14 protein-coding genes are annotated in these 17411 nt (G+C 70.6%); all 14 read left to right on the top strand.

Features of this window, described 5'->3' with window-relative positions; all coding sequences use genetic code 11:
• The first annotated feature begins 97 nt into the window (after positions 1 to 97).
• The 14 genes from BMZ30_RS13940 to BMZ30_RS13965 all read left to right on the top strand — a co-directional run bounded on the left by BMZ30_RS13940 (position 98) and on the right by BMZ30_RS13965 (position 17279).
• Positions 98 to 3307: a S8 family serine peptidase gene (locus BMZ30_RS13940; RefSeq protein WP_093376313.1), complete on the top strand. Its 3210-nt coding sequence runs from the start codon at positions 98 to 100 to the stop codon at positions 3305 to 3307.
• 85 nt (positions 3308 to 3392) lie between these two features.
• Positions 3393 to 4772, top strand: a complete 1380-nt coding sequence (locus BMZ30_RS06405; RefSeq protein ID WP_093376311.1) for a replication-associated recombination protein A — start codon at positions 3393 to 3395, stop codon at positions 4770 to 4772.
• Positions 4773 to 4954: 182 nt separating this feature from the next.
• On the top strand, positions 4955 to 5581 hold the full coding sequence (gene rpsD, locus BMZ30_RS06400; protein ID WP_093376308.1) for a 30S ribosomal protein S4: 627 nt from the start codon (positions 4955 to 4957) through the stop codon (positions 5579 to 5581).
• A 161-nt stretch (positions 5582 to 5742) separates the two neighbouring features.
• Positions 5743 to 6114 (top strand): DUF948 domain-containing protein, encoded by a 372-nt coding sequence (locus BMZ30_RS06395; protein ID WP_093376306.1) that lies wholly within the window; start codon positions 5743 to 5745, stop codon positions 6112 to 6114.
• Complete coding sequence (locus tag BMZ30_RS06390) at positions 6111 to 6443, top strand: hypothetical protein (protein ID WP_093376304.1); 333 nt, start codon at positions 6111 to 6113, stop codon at positions 6441 to 6443. Before BMZ30_RS06395 ends, BMZ30_RS06390 begins: the two co-directional genes overlap by 4 nt.
• A 6-nt stretch (positions 6444 to 6449) precedes the next feature.
• Positions 6450 to 9146 (top strand): alanine--tRNA ligase, encoded by a 2697-nt coding sequence (gene alaS, locus BMZ30_RS06385; protein WP_093376302.1) that lies wholly within the window; start codon positions 6450 to 6452, stop codon positions 9144 to 9146.
• Positions 9143 to 9610 (top strand): Holliday junction resolvase RuvX, encoded by a 468-nt coding sequence (gene ruvX / locus BMZ30_RS06380; protein ID WP_093376300.1) that lies wholly within the window; start codon positions 9143 to 9145, stop codon positions 9608 to 9610. The genes alaS and ruvX overlap by 4 nt, the downstream gene beginning before the upstream one ends.
• A 55-nt stretch (positions 9611 to 9665) precedes the next feature.
• Positions 9666 to 10829, top strand: coding sequence for an endolytic transglycosylase MltG (gene mltG / locus BMZ30_RS06375; protein ID WP_177191299.1), 1164 nt, complete (start codon positions 9666 to 9668; stop codon positions 10827 to 10829).
• A gap of 1 nt (position 10830) precedes the next feature.
• Complete coding sequence (locus BMZ30_RS06370) at positions 10831 to 11670, top strand: shikimate dehydrogenase (RefSeq protein ID WP_093376296.1); 840 nt, start codon at positions 10831 to 10833, stop codon at positions 11668 to 11670.
• 83 nt (positions 11671 to 11753) lie between these two features.
• Positions 11754 to 13430, top strand: coding sequence for a GspE/PulE family protein (locus BMZ30_RS06365; protein ID WP_093376294.1), 1677 nt, complete (start codon positions 11754 to 11756; stop codon positions 13428 to 13430).
• A gap of 81 nt (positions 13431 to 13511) precedes the next feature.
• On the top strand, positions 13512 to 15107 hold the full coding sequence (locus BMZ30_RS06360) for a type IV pilus twitching motility protein PilT (RefSeq protein WP_229828544.1): 1596 nt from the start codon (positions 13512 to 13514) through the stop codon (positions 15105 to 15107).
• Positions 15108 to 15109: 2 nt separating this feature from the next.
• The gene (locus tag BMZ30_RS06355; protein WP_093376292.1) at positions 15110 to 16336 is read left to right on the top strand and encodes a type II secretion system F family protein; all 1227 of its coding nucleotides are present in this window, start codon (positions 15110 to 15112) and stop codon (positions 16334 to 16336) included.
• Positions 16337 to 16338: 2 nt separating this feature from the next.
• Positions 16339 to 16713, top strand: a complete 375-nt coding sequence (locus tag BMZ30_RS06350) for a prepilin-type N-terminal cleavage/methylation domain-containing protein (protein ID WP_093376290.1) — start codon at positions 16339 to 16341, stop codon at positions 16711 to 16713.
• Positions 16714 to 16847: 134 nt separating this feature from the next.
• Positions 16848 to 17279, top strand: a complete 432-nt coding sequence (locus tag BMZ30_RS13965; protein ID WP_093376288.1) for a prepilin-type N-terminal cleavage/methylation domain-containing protein — start codon at positions 16848 to 16850, stop codon at positions 17277 to 17279.
• Positions 17280 to 17411: the final 132 nt, after the last annotated feature.

The following is a 17411-nucleotide window of genomic DNA, read 5'->3' as shown; positions in this document are numbered from 1 at the left end:
CCCCGATGGTCGTTTTGGTGCACGGCCGCGCTGCCGGGTCGTGACCGACGGGGATCCGTCGCCCGCGAGGGCGTCCATCACGAGAGAGGCACCTTCCATGGTGAGAGAAGTCGAACGGAGCCGCTTCGCGGTCAGACGGCGAGCAACGGCGCTCGTCGCAGCACTCCCGCTCGTCCTCGGCGTCGGCGTCGCGCCGCACGCGCTCGCGAGCACGGGGTCCGGCTCCGCTGCCGCACCTGCGACCGCGGTGACCGGCGAGGTCATCGAGTCGTACAAGGACGGCAACTACATCGTCGTGCTGAAGGACGCGCCCGTCACCACGTACGACGGCGGTGTCGCCGGCATCGACGCGACCAAGGTCGAGCGCGGCGAGAAGCTGGACATGACCGATGCGGACGTCAAGAAGTACCAGGCCCACCTCAACAAGCAGCAGCGCTCCGTGGCCCGCGGGCACGACGCTGACCTCCAGCGCACCTACACGACGGTCCTCAACGGCTTCCAGGCTGACCTCAGCGCCGAGCAGGCGACCGAGCTCGCCAAGGACCCGCAGGTGCTCGCGGTCGCGGAGAACGTGCAGCTGTCCCCTGACTACTCGGGAACCGACTTCCTCGGCCTCAGCGGCCGCAAGGGCACGTGGAACAGCGTGTACGGCGGCGTGCGCGACGCTGGCGAGGGCGTCGTCGTCGGCGTCATCGACAGCGGATACGACCCTGACAACGAGTTCCTCGCCGGTGACCCGGTCAAGAAGGCCACCAAGACCAAGAAGGGCAAGGGCTGGGGCTGGGGCCGCGGCGGCAAGCCGAAGGTCGGCGAGCCCTACCGCGACGCCGACGGCACCATCGCGATGCTGAAGTCGGACGGCACGACCTTCCGCGGCGCGTGCGAGGCGGGCGAGGGCTTCGCCGGCACCGAGTGCAACGACAAGGTGATCTCCGCGCGGTACTTCGCCGAGGACTTCCTCACCTACGTGCCCGAGGACCAGCGCGCGCCCGAGGAGCTGATCTCCCCGGTCGACGTCGGCAGCCATGGCACCCACACCGCGACCACCGCGGTCGGCAACTACGGTGTCGACCAGGTCGTCGCGGGCCGCGACTTCGGCACGGGCTCCGGCGTCGCGCCGGCGGCCAAGCTGGCCGTGTACAAGATCTGCTGGGAGGACACGGACCCGGACACGGGCGGCTGCTACACCTCGGCCTCGGTCGCCGCGATCGAGCAGGCGATCGTCGACGGCGTCGACGTCCTGAACTACTCCATCTCCGGCAACAACAACTCGTTCGTCGACCCGGTCGCGATCGCGTTCAAGAACGCCGCCGCGGCCGGCGTCTTCGTCGCCGCCTCCGCGGGGAACTCGGGACCGACGGTCAGCACCGTGGCGCACGCGTCGCCGTGGCTGACGACCGTCGCCGCGTCCACCTTCACGGCCGGGCTCTACGGCACCGTGGAGATGGAGGACGGCACCAAGTACCGCGGCATCTCGATCGCGGCGCAGGACGTCGAGCAGACGGAGGTCGTGCTCGCGCAGGACGCCGGGCTGCCCGGCGCCGTCAGCCCCAACCTGTGCCTGCCCGGGACGCTCGACCCCGCGGCGGCGACGGGAAAGATCGTCGTCTGCGACCGGGGCCAGAACGCCCGCGCCGAGAAGTCCGTCGTCGTGCGCGACGCCGGCGGCGTCGGCATGGTGCTCGTGAACCTGACCGAGGGCTCCGAGGACTCGGACATGCACGCCGTGCCCACGGTCCACATCTCCGACCCGTCGATCAAGCAGAAGGTGATCGACAACCCCGGCATCACCGCGGCGCTGCGCAACGAGGACACCACCGACCTCCCGCAGACGCCGTTCCCGCAGATCGCGGCGTTCTCCTCGCGCGGTCCGTCGCTCGCGGCGGACTCCGACCTCCTGAAGCCCGACATCGCCGCCCCCGGCGTGAACGTGCTCGCCGGCGTCGTGCCGGAGGCTTACGAGGGCAACAACTTCGGGTTCATGTCCGGCACGTCGATGGCCGCCCCGCACGTCGCGGGCATGGCTGCGCTGATGCTCTCGAAGTACCCGACGTGGTCGCCGAGCGCCGTGAAGTCGGCCATGATGACGTCCGCGTTCGACGCCGTCACCGACGCCGGCGACACGGACCTGGACAACTTCGCCACGGGCGCCGGCATGGCCGACCCCCGCGCGATGGCCAAGCCCGGTCTGGTCTACCAGAACGACGTGCGGCAGTGGGACGCCCTGATCGCCGGCGAGCTCGCGGCCCGGGACGTCAACCTGGCCTCGATCGCGGTCGGCAGCCTCGCGGGCGAGGTCACGGTCAAGCGCACGGTCACGGCGGTCACGCCCGGCACGTACGTCGCGACCGCGGACGTCCCCGGCATCGACGTCACGGTCAAGCCCGCCAAGCTCTCGTTCAAGCGTGCGGGGGAGAAGAAGTCCTTCACCGTCACCTTCACCAACCGCTCGGCCGCCCTCGAGGCGTTCTCCCACGGCGAGCTGCGCTGGGACCTCAAGGGCAAGGGCAAGGGGAAGGGCACCTGGTACGGCAAGGGTCGCGACAAGCACCGCGGCGCGGCGATCTCGGTCGCGAGCCCGGTCTCCGTCCGTCCGGTGGCCGCGATCGCCCCGAGCCTCGCGACCTTCAGCTCCGAGACCGGGGACGGGTCGGGCACGATCGACCTCGTCGGTGGCGTGGACGCGACGGTGGACCTGTCGGTCGTCGGCCTGTCCAAGGCGCTGAGCGCCGTGATCGAGAAGGTCCCCGGTCAGCCGGCCGTGATCGGCGAGAACGAGTCGACCGGTTACTCGCTGGTCACGGTCCCCGAGGGAGCGACGAGCGCGACGTTCGCCGTGAACGCGGACGACCCGACCGACGACTGGGACATGTTCCTGTACATCCCGGCGACCGGGGGCGTCATCCAGGCGGCCACGGCGGCGGCGTCGGAGCAGATCGTCCTGACTGACCCGGCGCCCGGTGACTACTACATCATCGGGAACCTGTACTCGACGTCGGACAACGGGCCCGCCAGCGCCTCGCTCGACTTCGTGGCGCTGCAGGGTGACGCCGGCAACCTCACCGCGACGCCGGACCCGCTCACCCTGCGCAACGGCGTGGAGAGCGAGATCACGGTTGCCTGGAGCGGACTCGAGGCGGGAACCTACTTCGGCTCCGTCGTCCTCGGTGACACGGGCAAGTCGATCGCGCTGCAGGTGACCGTGGGCGGCGACGAGCCGGCACCCGCGCCGGACGCGACGGTCCTGACCGGGCAGGAGGCCGCGGAGGTCCCGAAGACGGACCTGCCCAAGAAGAAGATCCGCTGACGCGGAGCTGAGCAGCACGAAACGGGGCCGGCGGATCATCGATCCGCCGGCCCCCGGTGTCGGTCCGGGGACGTACCCTCGGGGCATGGACCTGTTCGAGACCCTGGGTTCCTCTGCCCAGGGCGTGCCGCTGCCCGGACCCGGGGCGCCGCTGGCCGTCCGGATGCGACCGCGCACGCTCGCCGAGGTCTCCGGCCAGGAGCACCTGCTCGGGCCCGGCGCCCCGCTGCGGCGGTTGGTGGACCCGGGCGCAGAGCAGGGCCGGGCGGCGCCGTCGTCGGTCGTCCTGTGGGGTCCCCCGGGGACGGGCAAGACGACGCTCGCGTACCTGATCGCCGCCTCCTCGGGACGCCGGTTCGTCGAGCTCTCGGCCGTGACGGCCGGGGTCAAGGACGTGCGCCAGGTCATCGAGGATGCCCGGCGCCGCCTTGCGGGCGGGGGCGAGGAGACCGTCCTCTTCATCGACGAGGTGCACCGGTTCTCCAAGTCCCAGCAGGACGCGCTGCTGCCGAGCGTCGAGAACCGCTGGGTCACGCTCGTGGCCGCCACCACGGAGAACCCGAGCTTCTCCGTGAACTCGCCGCTCCTCTCGCGGTCGCTGCTGCTCACGCTGCGGCCGCTGTCCACCGACGACGTCGCGGCGCTCGTGGAGCGCGCCGTCACCGACGAGCGCGGCTTCGGGGGCGTGGTCCGCCTGGACGACGAGGCGCGCGGCCACCTGCTCCGGCTGGCGGGCGGGGACGCGCGCAAGGCACTGACGATCCTCGAGGCCGCGGCCGGTGCGGTCCTCGCGGACGACCCCGGGGCAGCGAGCGTGGATGCACCCGCCGTCGTGGACCTCCCCGCGATGGAACGGGCGATCGACGTCGCTGCCGTGCGGTACGACAAGGACGGCGACCAGCACTACGACGTCACGAGCGCCTTCATCAAGTCCGTCCGAGGCTCCGACGTCGACGCCGCGCTGCACTACCTCGCCCGGATGATCGCCGCAGGGGAGGACCCGCGCTTCATCGCCCGCCGCATCGTCATCTCCGCCGCTGAGGACGTCGGGATGGCGGACCCCAGCGCGCTGCAGACCGCGGTCGCCGCGGCCCAGGCCGTCGCGCTCATCGGCATGCCGGAGGCGCAGCTGATCCTGGCCGAGGCCGTCGTGCACCTGGCGACGGCACCCAAGTCCAACGCGTCGTACCTCGCGATCGGCGCCGCGCTCGCCGACGTCCGGGCGGGCAAGGGCGGGCCGGTGCCCGCGCACCTGCGGGACGCGCACTATGCCGGAGCCAAGGGCCTCGGCCACGGCAAGGGCTACCAGTACTCCCACGACGCCCCGCACGCCGTCGCCGCCCAGCAGTACCTCCCGGACGACCTGGCGGACGCGCGCTACTACACGCCGTCGGACCGCGGGTACGAGCGCTCGCTCGGGGAGCGACTCGCCAAGGTTCGGCAGATGCTGCGGCGCAAGGGCTGAGCGTCAGGTAGACTCGTGCGGTTGCCTCGTGCAGCCACCTGGGACCTCGGCCCCGTCACCCCATCCTGCGATCGCTCCGGCACTGCCTCGGCAGCGTCCGGCACGAGGGTGAGGTCATCGGCTGGTCCCGCACCCACGACGTCGTCGCGGGTGTGACATCTCGACAGGATTGGAAGTACCTCGTGTCCTCAGTGACTCGTTCGCGTCGCCAGGTTCGCCTGAGCCGCGCGCTGGGCCTTGCGCTCACCCCCAAGGCCGTCAAGCACTTCGAGAAGCGCCCCTACCCGCCCGGCGAGCACGGCCGCGCCCGTCGCCGCACCGAGTCGGACTACGCGGTGCGTCTGCGCGAGAAGCAGCGTCTGCGCGCCCAGTACGGCCTGCGCGAGAAGCAGATGGCGCGCACCTTCGAGGAGGCTCGCAAGGAGTCCGGTCTGACCGGTGAGGCGCTCGTCGAGCTCCTCGAGATGCGTCTCGACGCGCTCGTCCTGCGCTCGGGCTTCGCCCGCACGGTCCTCCAGGCCCGCCAGGCCGTGGTGCACCGCCACATCCTCGTGGACGGCAAGATCGTCGACCGCCCCTCCTTCCGCGTGAAGGCCGGCCAGACCGTCCAGGTCAAGCCGAAGAGCCAGGCCATGACGCCGTTCCAGGTCGCCGCCGCCGGCGCGCACCGCGACGTGCTCCCCGCCGTTCCGGCCTACCTGGACGTGCAGCTGGAGAAGCTCAGCTTCGTGCTCGTGCGTCGCCCCAAGCGTGCCGAGGTCCCGGTGACGGCTGAGGTTCAGCTCGTCGTCGAGCACTACTCGCGCTGATCCGACGACGAGGGCCCCGCACGCTTGCGCGCGCGGGGCCCTCGCGCGTTCCCGGCGACGGTGATCCGGACGCCGGACGGTAGTCTCTTCCCCATCTGACCAGCACCTGCGCTCACGGGGCGCACGGCGCCGGACCCCGCACGAGGACAAGGACAGCGACAATGGATCTGGGAGACGTGGCCGGGCTCATCGCGGCCATCGCGTTCGTGGTGCTGGTAGCCCTGCTGGCGGTGCCGCTCGTCAAGCTCGGGCGGGTGCTGGACGAGGCGCGCACCTCGCTGCGCGACGTCACCGAGCACTCCCTGCCCATCCTCGACGAGGCCGCCTCGACCGTGGCCCAGACCAACGCGCAGCTCGTGAAGGTCGACACGATCACCACGAACGCCGCCCAGGTCACGGAGAACGTCTCCGCGCTGACCAACGTCTACGCAGCCGTGCTCGGCGCGCCCGCCGTGAAGATCGCGAGCTTCTTCTCCGGCCTGGGCCACGCCACGCGCAAGGCGTCCGCACGGTTCCGCGGCGGCGCCGCATGAGCCGCCTGTTCTGGGTCGCCGTCGGCGTCGGCGGCACGCTCTACGCCCAGCGCAAGGGACGCGAGATGGCCGAGCGGTACAGCCCGCCCGCCGTCGCAGCCCGGACCGCGCAGACCGTCCAGACCCAGGCCGAGGACCTGCTCAGCAGGCTGTCCGCCGGGATCCGTGGCTTCACGGACGACCTGCACGCCGGATCGCAGGCCCGCGAGGACGAGCTCCGCCAGCACGCCGCTCGCCAGGCGACCGACGACACCCCCACATCCGACCTCCGCGCCGCGCGGCACAGCGCGGGCACCCCGGGAACAGGCGTTCCCCTCGACGAGTTCTGAGGACCTATGCGTACCGCCGACATCCGCCAGCGCTGGCTCGACTACTTCGCCAAGCACGACCACCACGTCGTGCCCAGCGCGTCCCTGGTCTCCCCGGACCCGTCCCTGCTGTTCACCGTCGCAGGCATGGTGCCGTTCGTCCCGTACATCCTCGGGACGGAGCCCGCTCCGTGGCCGCGCGTCGCGAGCGTGCAGAAGTGCATCCGCACCAACGACATCGAGAACGTCGGGCTGACCACGCGCCACGGCACGTTCTTCCAGATGAACGGCAACTTCTCGTTCGGCGACTACTTCAAGGAAGGCGCGATCGACCTCGCCTGGGGTCTGCTCACCGGCGCGCAGTCCGACGGCGGCTATGGGTTCGACGGCGACCGGCTCTGGGTCACGCTCTGGGACCAGGACGACGAGTCGTTCGATGTCCTGACCAACAAGATCGGCCTGGACCCGAAGCACATCGTGCGCCTGCCGCGCGAGGAGAACTTCTGGGACACGGGCCAGCCCGGGCCCGCCGGTCCGTGCGCCGAGTGGCACTACGACCGCGGTCCCGCGTTCGGCCCGGAGGCCGAGGGCGGCAACGTCGACCCCGGCGGCGACCGCTACCTCGAGATCTGGAACCTGGTGTTCGACCAGTTCCTGCGCGGCGAGGGCAAGGGCAAGGACTACCCGCTGCTGCGCGAGCTCGACCAGAAGGCGATCGACACCGGCGCAGGGCTCGAGCGCATGGCCTTCCTGCTCCAGGACAAGGCCAACATGTTCGAGACCGATGAGATCTTCCCGGTCATCGCCGCGACCGAGCAGCTCACCGGCCGTACCTACGGCAGGGACACCCAGGACGACATCCGCATGCGCGTGGTCGCCGACCACGTGCGGTCCTCGCTCATGCTGATCGGCGACGGCGTCACGCCGTCCAACGAGGGCCGCGGCTACGTGCTGCGTCGCGTCGTGCGCCGTGCCGTGCGGTCACTGCGTCTGCTCGGCGTGCAGGAGGCCGCCCTGAGCGAGCTCCTGCCGATCTCGAAGGACCTCATGAAGGCGTCCTACCCCGAGCTCGAGGCCGGCTGGGATCGCATCTCCCAGGTCGCCTACGGCGAGGAGGAGGCGTTCCTGCGTACGCTCGTGTCCGGCACGACGATCCTCGACACCGCGGTGCAGACCGCCAAGCGGACGACGACGTCGGGCACGCCCGTCCTCGGCGGCGCCGAGGCCTTCGCGCTGCACGACACCTACGGCTTCCCGATCGACCTCACCCTGGAGATGGCCGCCGAGCAGGGCGTGCAGGTCGACGAGCAGGCGTTCCGGTCGCTCATGTCCGAGCAGCGCTCGCGCGCGCGGGCCGACGCCGTCGCGAAGAAGACCGGCCACACGGACACCGCGGCCTACGACGCGCTGCGTCAGACGATGACCGCGCCCGTGCAGTTCCTCGGCTACACCGAGGCGACCACGCGCTCGAACGTCGTCGGGCTGCTCGTGGGCGGCCAGCCGGCCCCCGCGGCCACCGCCCCTGCTGACGTCGAGATCGTGCTCGACGCGACGCCGTTCTACGCCGAGTCCGGCGGCCAGCTGGCCGACCAGGGCACGATCCTGCTCGACGGCGGCGCTCGCATCGAGATCGACGACGTCCAGGCGCCCCTCAAGGGCCTCAACGTGCACCGCGGCCGCCTGGTCGACGGCACCGTGACGCTCGGCGAGTCCGGCACCGCGCAGATCGACACCGCCCGGCGCGGTGCGATCGCGCGCGCCCACTCGGCGACGCACCTGATCCACAAGGCGCTGCAGGAGAGCCTCGGCAAGGACGCGACCCAGGCCGGGTCGGAGAACGCCCCGAGCCGCGTGCGCTTCGACTTCCGTCGCGCCCAGGCCGTCCCCGGCGGGGCGATGGCGGAGATCGAGGAGCGCGTCAACCTGCGGCTGCAGGAGAACCTCGACGTCACGGACACCGTGACCACGCTCGACAAGGCCCGCGAGATGGGCGCCATGGCGCTGTTTGGCGAGAAGTACGGCGACCAGGTCCGCGTCGTGTCGATCGGCGGCGACTGGTCGCTCGAGCTCTGCGGCGGGACCCACGTGGCCCAGTCGGGCGAGATCGGGCTCGTGACGCTGCTCGGGGAGTCCTCCATCGGGTCGGGTGTCCGGCGCGTCGAGGCGCTCGTGGGCGCCCAGGCGTACGGTTTCCAGGCCAAGGAGCACGCGCTCGTCGGGCAGATCACCTCGCTGGTGGGCGGCTCGCGCGACGAGCTGCCCGAGCGCATCTCCTCGCTCATGACCAAGCTCAAGGACGCCGAGAAGCAGCTCGCGTCCCTGCAGCAGGCGCAGCTGCTCGCGGTCGCGGGCCAGCTCGCGGGGCAGGCGCAGGACGTCTCGGGTGTCCGCGTGGTCACGCACGACGCCGGTGAGGTCGCCTGGGCCGACGGTCTGCGGGCGCTCGCGCTTGACGTCCGCGGCCGCCTGGGGGAGTCAGCCCCGAGCGTCGTCGCCGTGGCCGGCGCGAGCAACGGTCGGGCCCTCGTCGTGATCGCGACGAACGCCGCGGCGCGCGAGGCCGGCCTGCGCGCCGGCGCGCTCACCAAGACCGCGTCCGGCGTGCTCGGTGGCGGCGGTGGCGGCAAGGACGACCTGGCCCAGGGCGGTGGGACCGACGCGAGCGCTGTTCCCGCGGCGCTGACCGGCGTGCGCGACGACGTCGCGCGGTCCCGAGGCCAGTGACTCTGCCTCGCGGGGCTCGCCTCGCCGTCGACGTCGGCGCCGTGCGCGTCGGCGTCGCGGCGAGCGACCCAGACGGGCTGATCGCCACTCCCGTGGAGACGCTCGCGCGTGACACGTCCGCCCGCAGGACGGACCTGGCGGCCCTCGTGACGGAAGTCACGGAGCGCCAGGTGGCCGTCGTCTACGTCGGCCTCCCGATGCACCTCAGCGGCAAGGAAGGCGCAGCCAGCGCCGCCGCGCGGGCCTACGCCGCGGAGCTCGCGGCGCTCGTGTCGCCGGTCGAGGTTCGGCTCGTGGACGAGAGAATGAGTACAGTGAGCGCGCACCAGGCGTTGCACGCGGCCGGACGAGCCGGACGCAAGCACCGCTCGGTGGTCGACCAGGTCGCCGCCGTCGTCATCCTGCAGTCGGCGCTCGACCATGAGCGCTCGCGCGGCGCGCGGGCGGGGGAGCTGGTCGCGTGATGACCTTGCCGAGAACCCAGACGATCCACGTGACACCGACGGAGGCTGTGGACCTATGAGCGATCTGATGCCCGGCGCGGCCCCCGAGGTCCGCCGCTCCCGGAGCGCGCAGCGCGTCAGCCCGTCCGCCCGGCGTCGTCGTCGGCAGCGGCGCATCCGGACGACCGTCGTCGTCGTGCTGGTCGGCGCGCTCGTCGTTGCCGCAGGGTTGTTCATCAAGAACCAGTGGTCGGACCTGTTCGGGGGCGACGACGTCGTCGCTGCCACGGACTTCGACGGCCCCGGCGCGGGCGAGGTCCAGGTGCAGGTCGCCAAGGGCGCGTCCGGCGCGGCCATCGGCCAGGCGCTCACCGAGGCCGGTGTCGTCGCGTCGCAGCGCGCGTTTACCACAGCCATCAGCGACTACACCGCAGAGACCGGCATCGCGCCGAACCTCTCGTACGGCACGTACTCGCTCCAGCTCGAGATGAAGGCCGCTGACGCTCTCGCGGCGATGCTGGACAAGGCGAACCTCGTCCAGGACGGCGTGACGGTCCGCGAGGGCCTCAGCGTGGCCGAGACGATCGCACGCCTGAGCTCGGTCACCACGATCCCGGTCGAGGACTTTGAGGCCGCCCTCGAGGACCCGGACGCGATCGGATTGCCCAAGGAGGCCGACGGGGACGCCGAGGGGTGGCTGGCCCCCGCCACCTACCCGTACGAGGAGGGCACGACGGCGGTCAACCTGCTCTCGACGATGATCGCCAAGCAGATCTCCGACATGGACAGCCTGGGTATCAAGGAGGGCGACCGCATGGAGGCCCTCATCAAGGCGTCGCTGGTGGAGAAGGAGGCGCCCGCCGAGGCGCGTGCCAAGGTCGCCCGGGTGATCGAGAACCGGCTCGATCAGGGCATGCCGCTGCAGTTCGACTCGACCATCCACTTCATCGCGGGGGAGGGCTCGGCGGACGCGAGCACCACCGACGAGCAGCGCAACGTCGACTCGCCGTACAACACCTACCGCTACGAGGGCTTGCCGCCGGGGCCGATCGCCAACCCGGGCAAGGCAGCGCTCGAGGCCGTGGCGGAGCCCGAGGCCGGCAACTGGGTGTTCTTCGTGACGGTCAACCCGGAGACCGGCGAGACGAAGTTCACGGACTCCTACGACCAGCACCTGGTGAACCGCCAGGAGTACCTCACCTGGATCAGCGAGAACTCCACCGCCGACGCGGAGGACTGACGTGCGGGCAGCGGTGCTCGGGCACCCGATCGCGCACTCGCTGTCCCCGGTGCTGCACCGGGCGGCCTACCGGGATCTCGGGCTCGACTGGCAGTACGACGCGATCGACGTGGAGTCTGAGGGCCTGGCGACGTTCGTCGCGTCCCGCGGTGCGGAGTGGGCCGGGCTGAGCCTGACCATGCCGCTGAAGCAGACGGTGCTGCCGCTGCTCGACCACGTGGAGCCGCTGGCGGAGGCCGTCGGCGCCGTCAACACCCTGCTGCTGCAGCACGGCCCCGGTGCCGCCGTGAAGGTCGGCGCCAACACGGACGTGCACGGGATCGTGGCCGCGCTGCGCGAGGTGCGCACGCCTGTGCCCGGCGGTCCTGCCGTGATCCTGGGCGGGGGAGCGACCGCGTGCTCAGCGCTGGCAGCTCTCGGCGAGCTCGGGCACCACGCGCCCGTCGTGCTCGTGCGGTCCCTCGCGCGCACCGGTGCCGTCCGCCGCGCGGCGCACAAGATGGGCGTGGAGCCCACGTTCGCCACGCTCGACCGGGCCAGCGAGGTCCTCCCGGGCGCCGACGTCGTCGTCTCGACGCTGCCCGCCGGCGCGGGGGACCCGCTGGCGCCTCTTCTCGCCGGTGTGCAGGTCCGGGGGACGCTCCTCGACGTCGTGTACCCATCGCCGACGCCGTTGGCGCTCGCCTGGGCAGCCGCTGGTGGTGCCGTGGCGCCCGGGGAGCGGATGCTCCTGCACCAGGCTGCCGAGCAGGTGCGGCTCATGACCGACCGCACCCCGCCGCTGGCGGCCATGGACGCCGCGCTCGCCGCTGCCCTCGCCGCGCGCAACACGTCCGCCTAAACGCTCACGATCCGCGCCCGATCCGCCGATAGGACACCTGGGCGAGGCGGTCTCTCGCGCGCCGTCGGACGAGGGAGTGAGTGATGAAGCAGCTCGGAGAGATCCTCCTGGAGGAGGGCCTGGTCAACGAGGAGCAGCTGATGGCGGCCCTGGACGAGCAGGTCGTCCGCGGCACGTCCCTGGGACGCGTGCTCGTCGAGCTGGGGATCCTCAGCGAGGAGCAGCTCGTCGCGGCGCTCGCCTCCCAGGTCGGCATGGAGTTCGTCGACCTCGACGAGTACCCGGTCGAGCGCGCCGCCGTGGCGATGCTCCCGGCTGCACAGTGTCGGCGCTACGTCGTGCTGCCCATCGGCGTGCGCGACGGCCAGCTCGTCCTCGCGATGGCCGACCCCGGCAACGTCATGGCGCTCGACGACGCGCGTGCGATGTCCGGCATGTTCGTCACCCCGGTCGTCGCCGCCCACGACAACCTCGTGCGGGCGATCGACCGGTACTGCCGCGCCGACGGCGAGATGGCGGACCTGACGGACGCGTTCGAGGCGGAGAACACCGCCGAGGCGGAGACGGACCTCTCCAAGCTCACGAGCGTGGACGCCGACGACGCGCCGATCGTGCGCTACGTCAACCTGCTCGTCACGCAGGCGATCACCGACCGCGCCTCCGACATCCACATCGAGCCCAGCGAGCACGACCTGCGCGTGCGGTACCGCATCGACGGCGTGCTGCACGAGATGCAGCGCTCGCCCAAGAACCTCACCAACGGCGTGATCTCCCGCGTGAAGATCCTCTCCGACATCGACATCGCGGAGCGGCGCAAGCCCCAGGACGGCCGCATGTCCGTGGTGCACAACGGCCGCAAGATCGACCTCCGCGTCGCGACGCTGCCGACGGTGTGGGGCGAGAAGATCGTCATGCGAATCCTCGACAACTCGACCGCGAGCCTCGACCTGCGCGACCTGTCGTTCGGGCAGACCAACTACGAGATCTACTCCGAGTCGTACAGCAAGCCGTACGGCATGATCCTCGTGACCGGCCCGACCGGGTCCGGGAAGTCGACCACCCTGTACGCGACCCTCAACGCCGTCTCCAAGCCGGAGATCAACGTCATCACGGTCGAGGACCCGGTCGAGTACCGCCTGCCCGGCATCAACCAGGTCCAGGTGAACCCGAAGGCCGGGCTGACGTTCGCCGGCGCGCTGCGCTCCATCCTGCGCTCCGACCCCGACGTCGTGCTGCTCGGTGAGATCCGTGACCACGAGACCGCACAGATCGCCATCGAGGCAGCCCTCACCGGGCACATGGTGCTGTCCACGCTGCACACCAACGACGCGCCGTCGGCCATCACGCGTCTCGTCGAGATGGGCATCGAGCCGTTCCTCGTCGGGTCCGCCCTCGACTGCATCGTCGCCCAGCGCCTCGCGCGCCGCCTGTGCAGCAAGTGCAAGGAGCCGTACGAGCCGACCGACGTCGAGCTCCAGGCCGCGCGGTTCCCCTGGGTGCCGGGCGAGGAGATCCCCGTCCTGCAGCGCCCCGTGGGCTGCTCCACGTGCTCGGGAACCGGGTACCGCGGCCGCCTCGCGCTCCACGAGGTCATGCAGGTCACCGAGGCCGTCGAGCGGCACGCCGTGTCCGGCTCGTCCGCCGCGGACATCGCCAAGACGGCGCGCGCCGAGGGCATGATCACGCTGCGCGACGACGGCTGGATGAAGGTCGTCGAGGGTCAGACGTCGATCGAGGAGATCCTGCGCGTCGTGGCGTGACGTCGGACCTCAAGGACGGTCGGCAGCGCGCCGATAAGTAGGCGTCATGCGTGCGGCGTGACACAGGTGAAAGGCAGAGGCGTGGCTGAGCTCAACGAGAACCCCACCCCGTACGGGGCACCCGAAGGCATGCCCACCCGCGGGGCGCTGCGCCGCGAGTCGGTGCTCGGCGCTCCCGGCCCCGCGTCGATGGCGTCGGGGTCGATGGGCGTCGGCAGCTACGGCCAGCAGGCTGCCGCGGCGCCCGTATCACCCGGCCACTTTCAGGCCCAGGGTGCTCCCGGCGCGTACCCGCCGCCTCCGCAGGCTGGTGCAGCACAGCCGCTGGCCAGCCAGGCTCCTGCCCAGCCGTGGGCCGCCGCACAGGCCGCCCCCGCGCAGCCGCTCGGCTGGCAGGTGCGCAACGACCCCGCCCCGCCGCCCGTCACGCGCGTGCAGACTCCGGCCGCGGCACAGCAGGCGCCCGCGCGTCCGCTCGGTGCGTCGGTAGCCGGTGCCGGTGCCGGTGCACCCGTCCGCGCGGAGTCGCGCCGCGGCGCGGCGACGACCGCGGAGGACCTGGACATCGACCACCTGCTGCAGGAGATGGTCTCGAGCGGCGCCTCGGACCTGCACCTGACGGCCAAGGCTCCGCCCATGGTCCGTCGCAACGGCTCGCTCGTCCCGCTCGAGTACCCCGTGATCGACGGGGAGAGCCTGCGTCGCACGCTGTACTCGGTGCTCAAGCAGCGCCAGCGCGAGCAGTTCGAGGCGAACCTGGAGCTCGACTTCTCCTACTCCGTCCCCGGCGTCGCACGCTTCCGCGTGAACATGTACCAGCAGCGCGAGACCGTCGGCGCGGCCTTCCGTGTCATCCCGTTCGAGATCAAGGCGCTCGAGGAGCTCGGGGTCCCCGGGGTCGTCGCGAACTTCGCCGGGCTGCCGCGCGGACTCGTCCTGGTCACGGGCCCCACCGGCTCCGGCAAGTCCACGACGCTCGCCTCGATCATCGACCTGGCGAACCGCACGCGGTCCGACCACATCATGACGGTCGAGGACCCGATCGAGTTCCTGCACGACCACAAGAAGTCGATCATCAACCAGCGCGAGGTCGGCGCGGACACGCACAGCTTCGCGAACGCGCTCAAGCACGTGCTGCGGCAGGACCCCGACATCATCCTCGTCGGTGAGATGCGTGACCTCGAGACGATCTCGGTGGCGCTGACCGCGGCCGAGACCGGCCACCTCGTGTTCGCCACGCTGCACACCCAGGACGCCGCACAGACGATCGACCGCATCATCGACGTCTTCCCGCCCGAGCAGCAGGGCCAGGTGCGCGTGCAGCTCGCGGCCACGCTCCAGGGCGTCGTCTGCCAGACGCTGTGCAAGCGCGCGGGCCGCCCGGGGCGCGTGGTCGCGACCGAGGTCATGCTCGCGACGCCGGCGATCCGGAACCTCATCCGTGAGGGCAAGACGCACCAGATCTACACGTCGATGCAGTCCGGGATCGACCAGGGCATGCACACCCTGGACCAGAACCTGGCCGACCTCGCACGGGTCGGGCAGATCACGTACGAGACCGGGCTCGAGAAGTGCCACCACGTCGAGGAGTTCAACAAGCTCACCGGCCGTCAGGCGCGCATGAACCAGGGTGGCGCTGCCCTGCAGGCCGCCGCCAACAACATCGGAGGCATGTGACCGTGGCGGCAGCACGCACGTACGAGTACACCCTGCGCGACGGCAAGGGCAAGACCGTCAAGGGCCGGATCGAGGCCACCAACGAGGGTGCCGTCGCGACCCGTCTGCGCACCATGGGCATGGCGCCGCTGAGCATCAAGGAGGTGTCGAGCACCGGCCTGCAGCGCGAGATCACGATCCCGGGCTTCGGCCCCAAGGTCTCGCTCAAGGACCTGTCGATCATGGCGCGCCAGCTCGCCACGATGATCGTCTCCGGCCTGAGCCTGCTCCGCGCGCTCACGATCCTGTCGGAGCAGACGGAGAGCGACGAGCTCAAGAAGGTCCTCGCCCAGGTGCGGGCGGACGTCGAGACGGGGTCCTCGCTGTCCAACGCGCTCGCGCGGCACGAGAACATCTTCCCGCCGCTCATGCTCAACATGATCCGTGCCGGCGAGGTCGGCGGCTTCCTCGACGAGACGTTGCTGTCCGTGGCGGAGAACTTTGAGGCCGAGGTCAAACTCAAGGCCAAGATCAAGTCCGCGATGACCTACCCCGTGGTCGTGTTCTGCATCGCGATCCTCGCCGTGGTGGGCATGCTGCTGTTCATCGTCCCCGTGTTCGAGAAGATGTTCTCCGACCTCGGCGGCGAGCTGCCCGCGCCGACCCAGTTCCTGGTATTCCTCTCCGGTGTGCTCAAGGTCGGGATCATCCCGCTGATCATCGCGATCGTGATCGCCGCGGCGTGGTGGCGCAAGCACAAGAACGACTACGAGGTGCGCCGTCGGGTGGACCCGATGAAGCTCAAGACGCCGATCTTCGGCAACCTCTTCAAGAAGGTCGCGGTCGCGCGCTTCACCCGGAACTTCGGCACCATGCTGTCCTCAGGCGTGCCCATCCTGCAGGCGCTCGACATCGTGGGGGAGACCTCGGGCAACAACGTGATCGCCGAGGCGATCAAGGAGGTGCAGGCGTCCGTCCGGGAGGGCAAGCCGCTCACGGCACCGCTGGCCCAGCACCCCGTGTTCCCGCCCATGGTCGTCCAGATGATGGCGGTCGGCGAGGACACCGGTGCGCTCGACACCATGCTCGAGAAGGTCGCCGAGTTCTACGACCAGGAGGTCGAGGCGACGACCGAGCAGCTGACCAGCATGATCGAGCCGCTGATGATCGCCGTCCTCGGTGTGATCGTCGGCGGCATGATCATCGCGCTGTACATGCCCATTTTCTCGATCTTCGAGCTCGTCGGCTGAGCGTGCGCCCCCGCTCGACCACCGACGGCGGCTTCACGCTCGTCGAGATCCTCGTTGTCATCGTGATCCTCGGCGTGCTCGCGGCGATCGCGTGGCCCGTCTACAGCAGCCAGCGCGCCAAGGCGTGGGAGACGGCCGTCGTCAGCGACCTGCGGAATGCGCGCACCGCCGCGGAGGCGTATGCCGCCGGTCGGGGAGGTGGCTACGACGGACTCGATGTCGCGGCCCTCGGCCGAAGCGGTTTTGTCCCCACCGAGGCCGTCTCCGTGACGCCTTTTCCGTCGGGAGAGACCTTTCATCTGGTCGGAAGCCACGCGCAGATGGGACAGACGTGGCGTTTCGACAGCGCCACGGGCGTTATCACCCCGGAGGGGTGAGGCGGCGGAAAACTCGTCGCACCAACTCCTCAAGTCGTGCGCGAACGACGCCGATGAGAGGGCGTAGGTCACTCCGTTGCGGAGGGATCGACACCTTCACCCTCGCACCTGAAACCGAGAAAGGCAGGCCGCTCATGCTGGCTCGCATCCGCTCCGCCAAGGAGAACGACAAGGGCTTCACGCTCATCGAGCTCCTCGTCGTCATCATCATCATCGGCATCCTCGCCGCGATCGCGATCCCCGCGTTCCTCAACCAGCGCGAGAAGGCCTGGGAGTCCGCCGTAACCTCCGACCTCAAGAACGCGTCGATCGCCGCGGAGTCCTTCGCGACTGACAACAACGGTCTGTACAAGGACGCGTCGGACGCCGCGATGGACCTGGCTGACCTCGAAGCAAACGGTTTTAACGGCACCGACGACGTGACGATCACGGTCACGCCGGCGGGTGACTTCAAGACGTACACCCTCGTGGGCAAGCACGGCTCGCTCGCCGGCACGTGGACGTACAGCAGCACGGACGGCAAGATCACCGAGACCGCTGCCCCTACTGCCCCTACTACTCCGTGATCGGTCACTGACGACTCACCTGTGGGGCGCCGCCTGAGGGCGGCGCCCCATGGGCGTATCACCGCGCGACCCGCCGACGACCGAGCGCGACCTCGACGCGGCGCCCAGACGACATCTCCTCGAGAGGGGGAA

The sequence above is a fragment of the Flavimobilis marinus genome, assembly GCF_900113055.1.
Classification (GTDB): domain Bacteria; phylum Actinomycetota; class Actinomycetes; order Actinomycetales; family Cellulomonadaceae; genus Flavimobilis; species Flavimobilis marinus.
The sequence above is the reverse complement of the archived record's forward strand: the minus strand, read 5'-3'. Positions and strand labels throughout refer to the sequence as shown.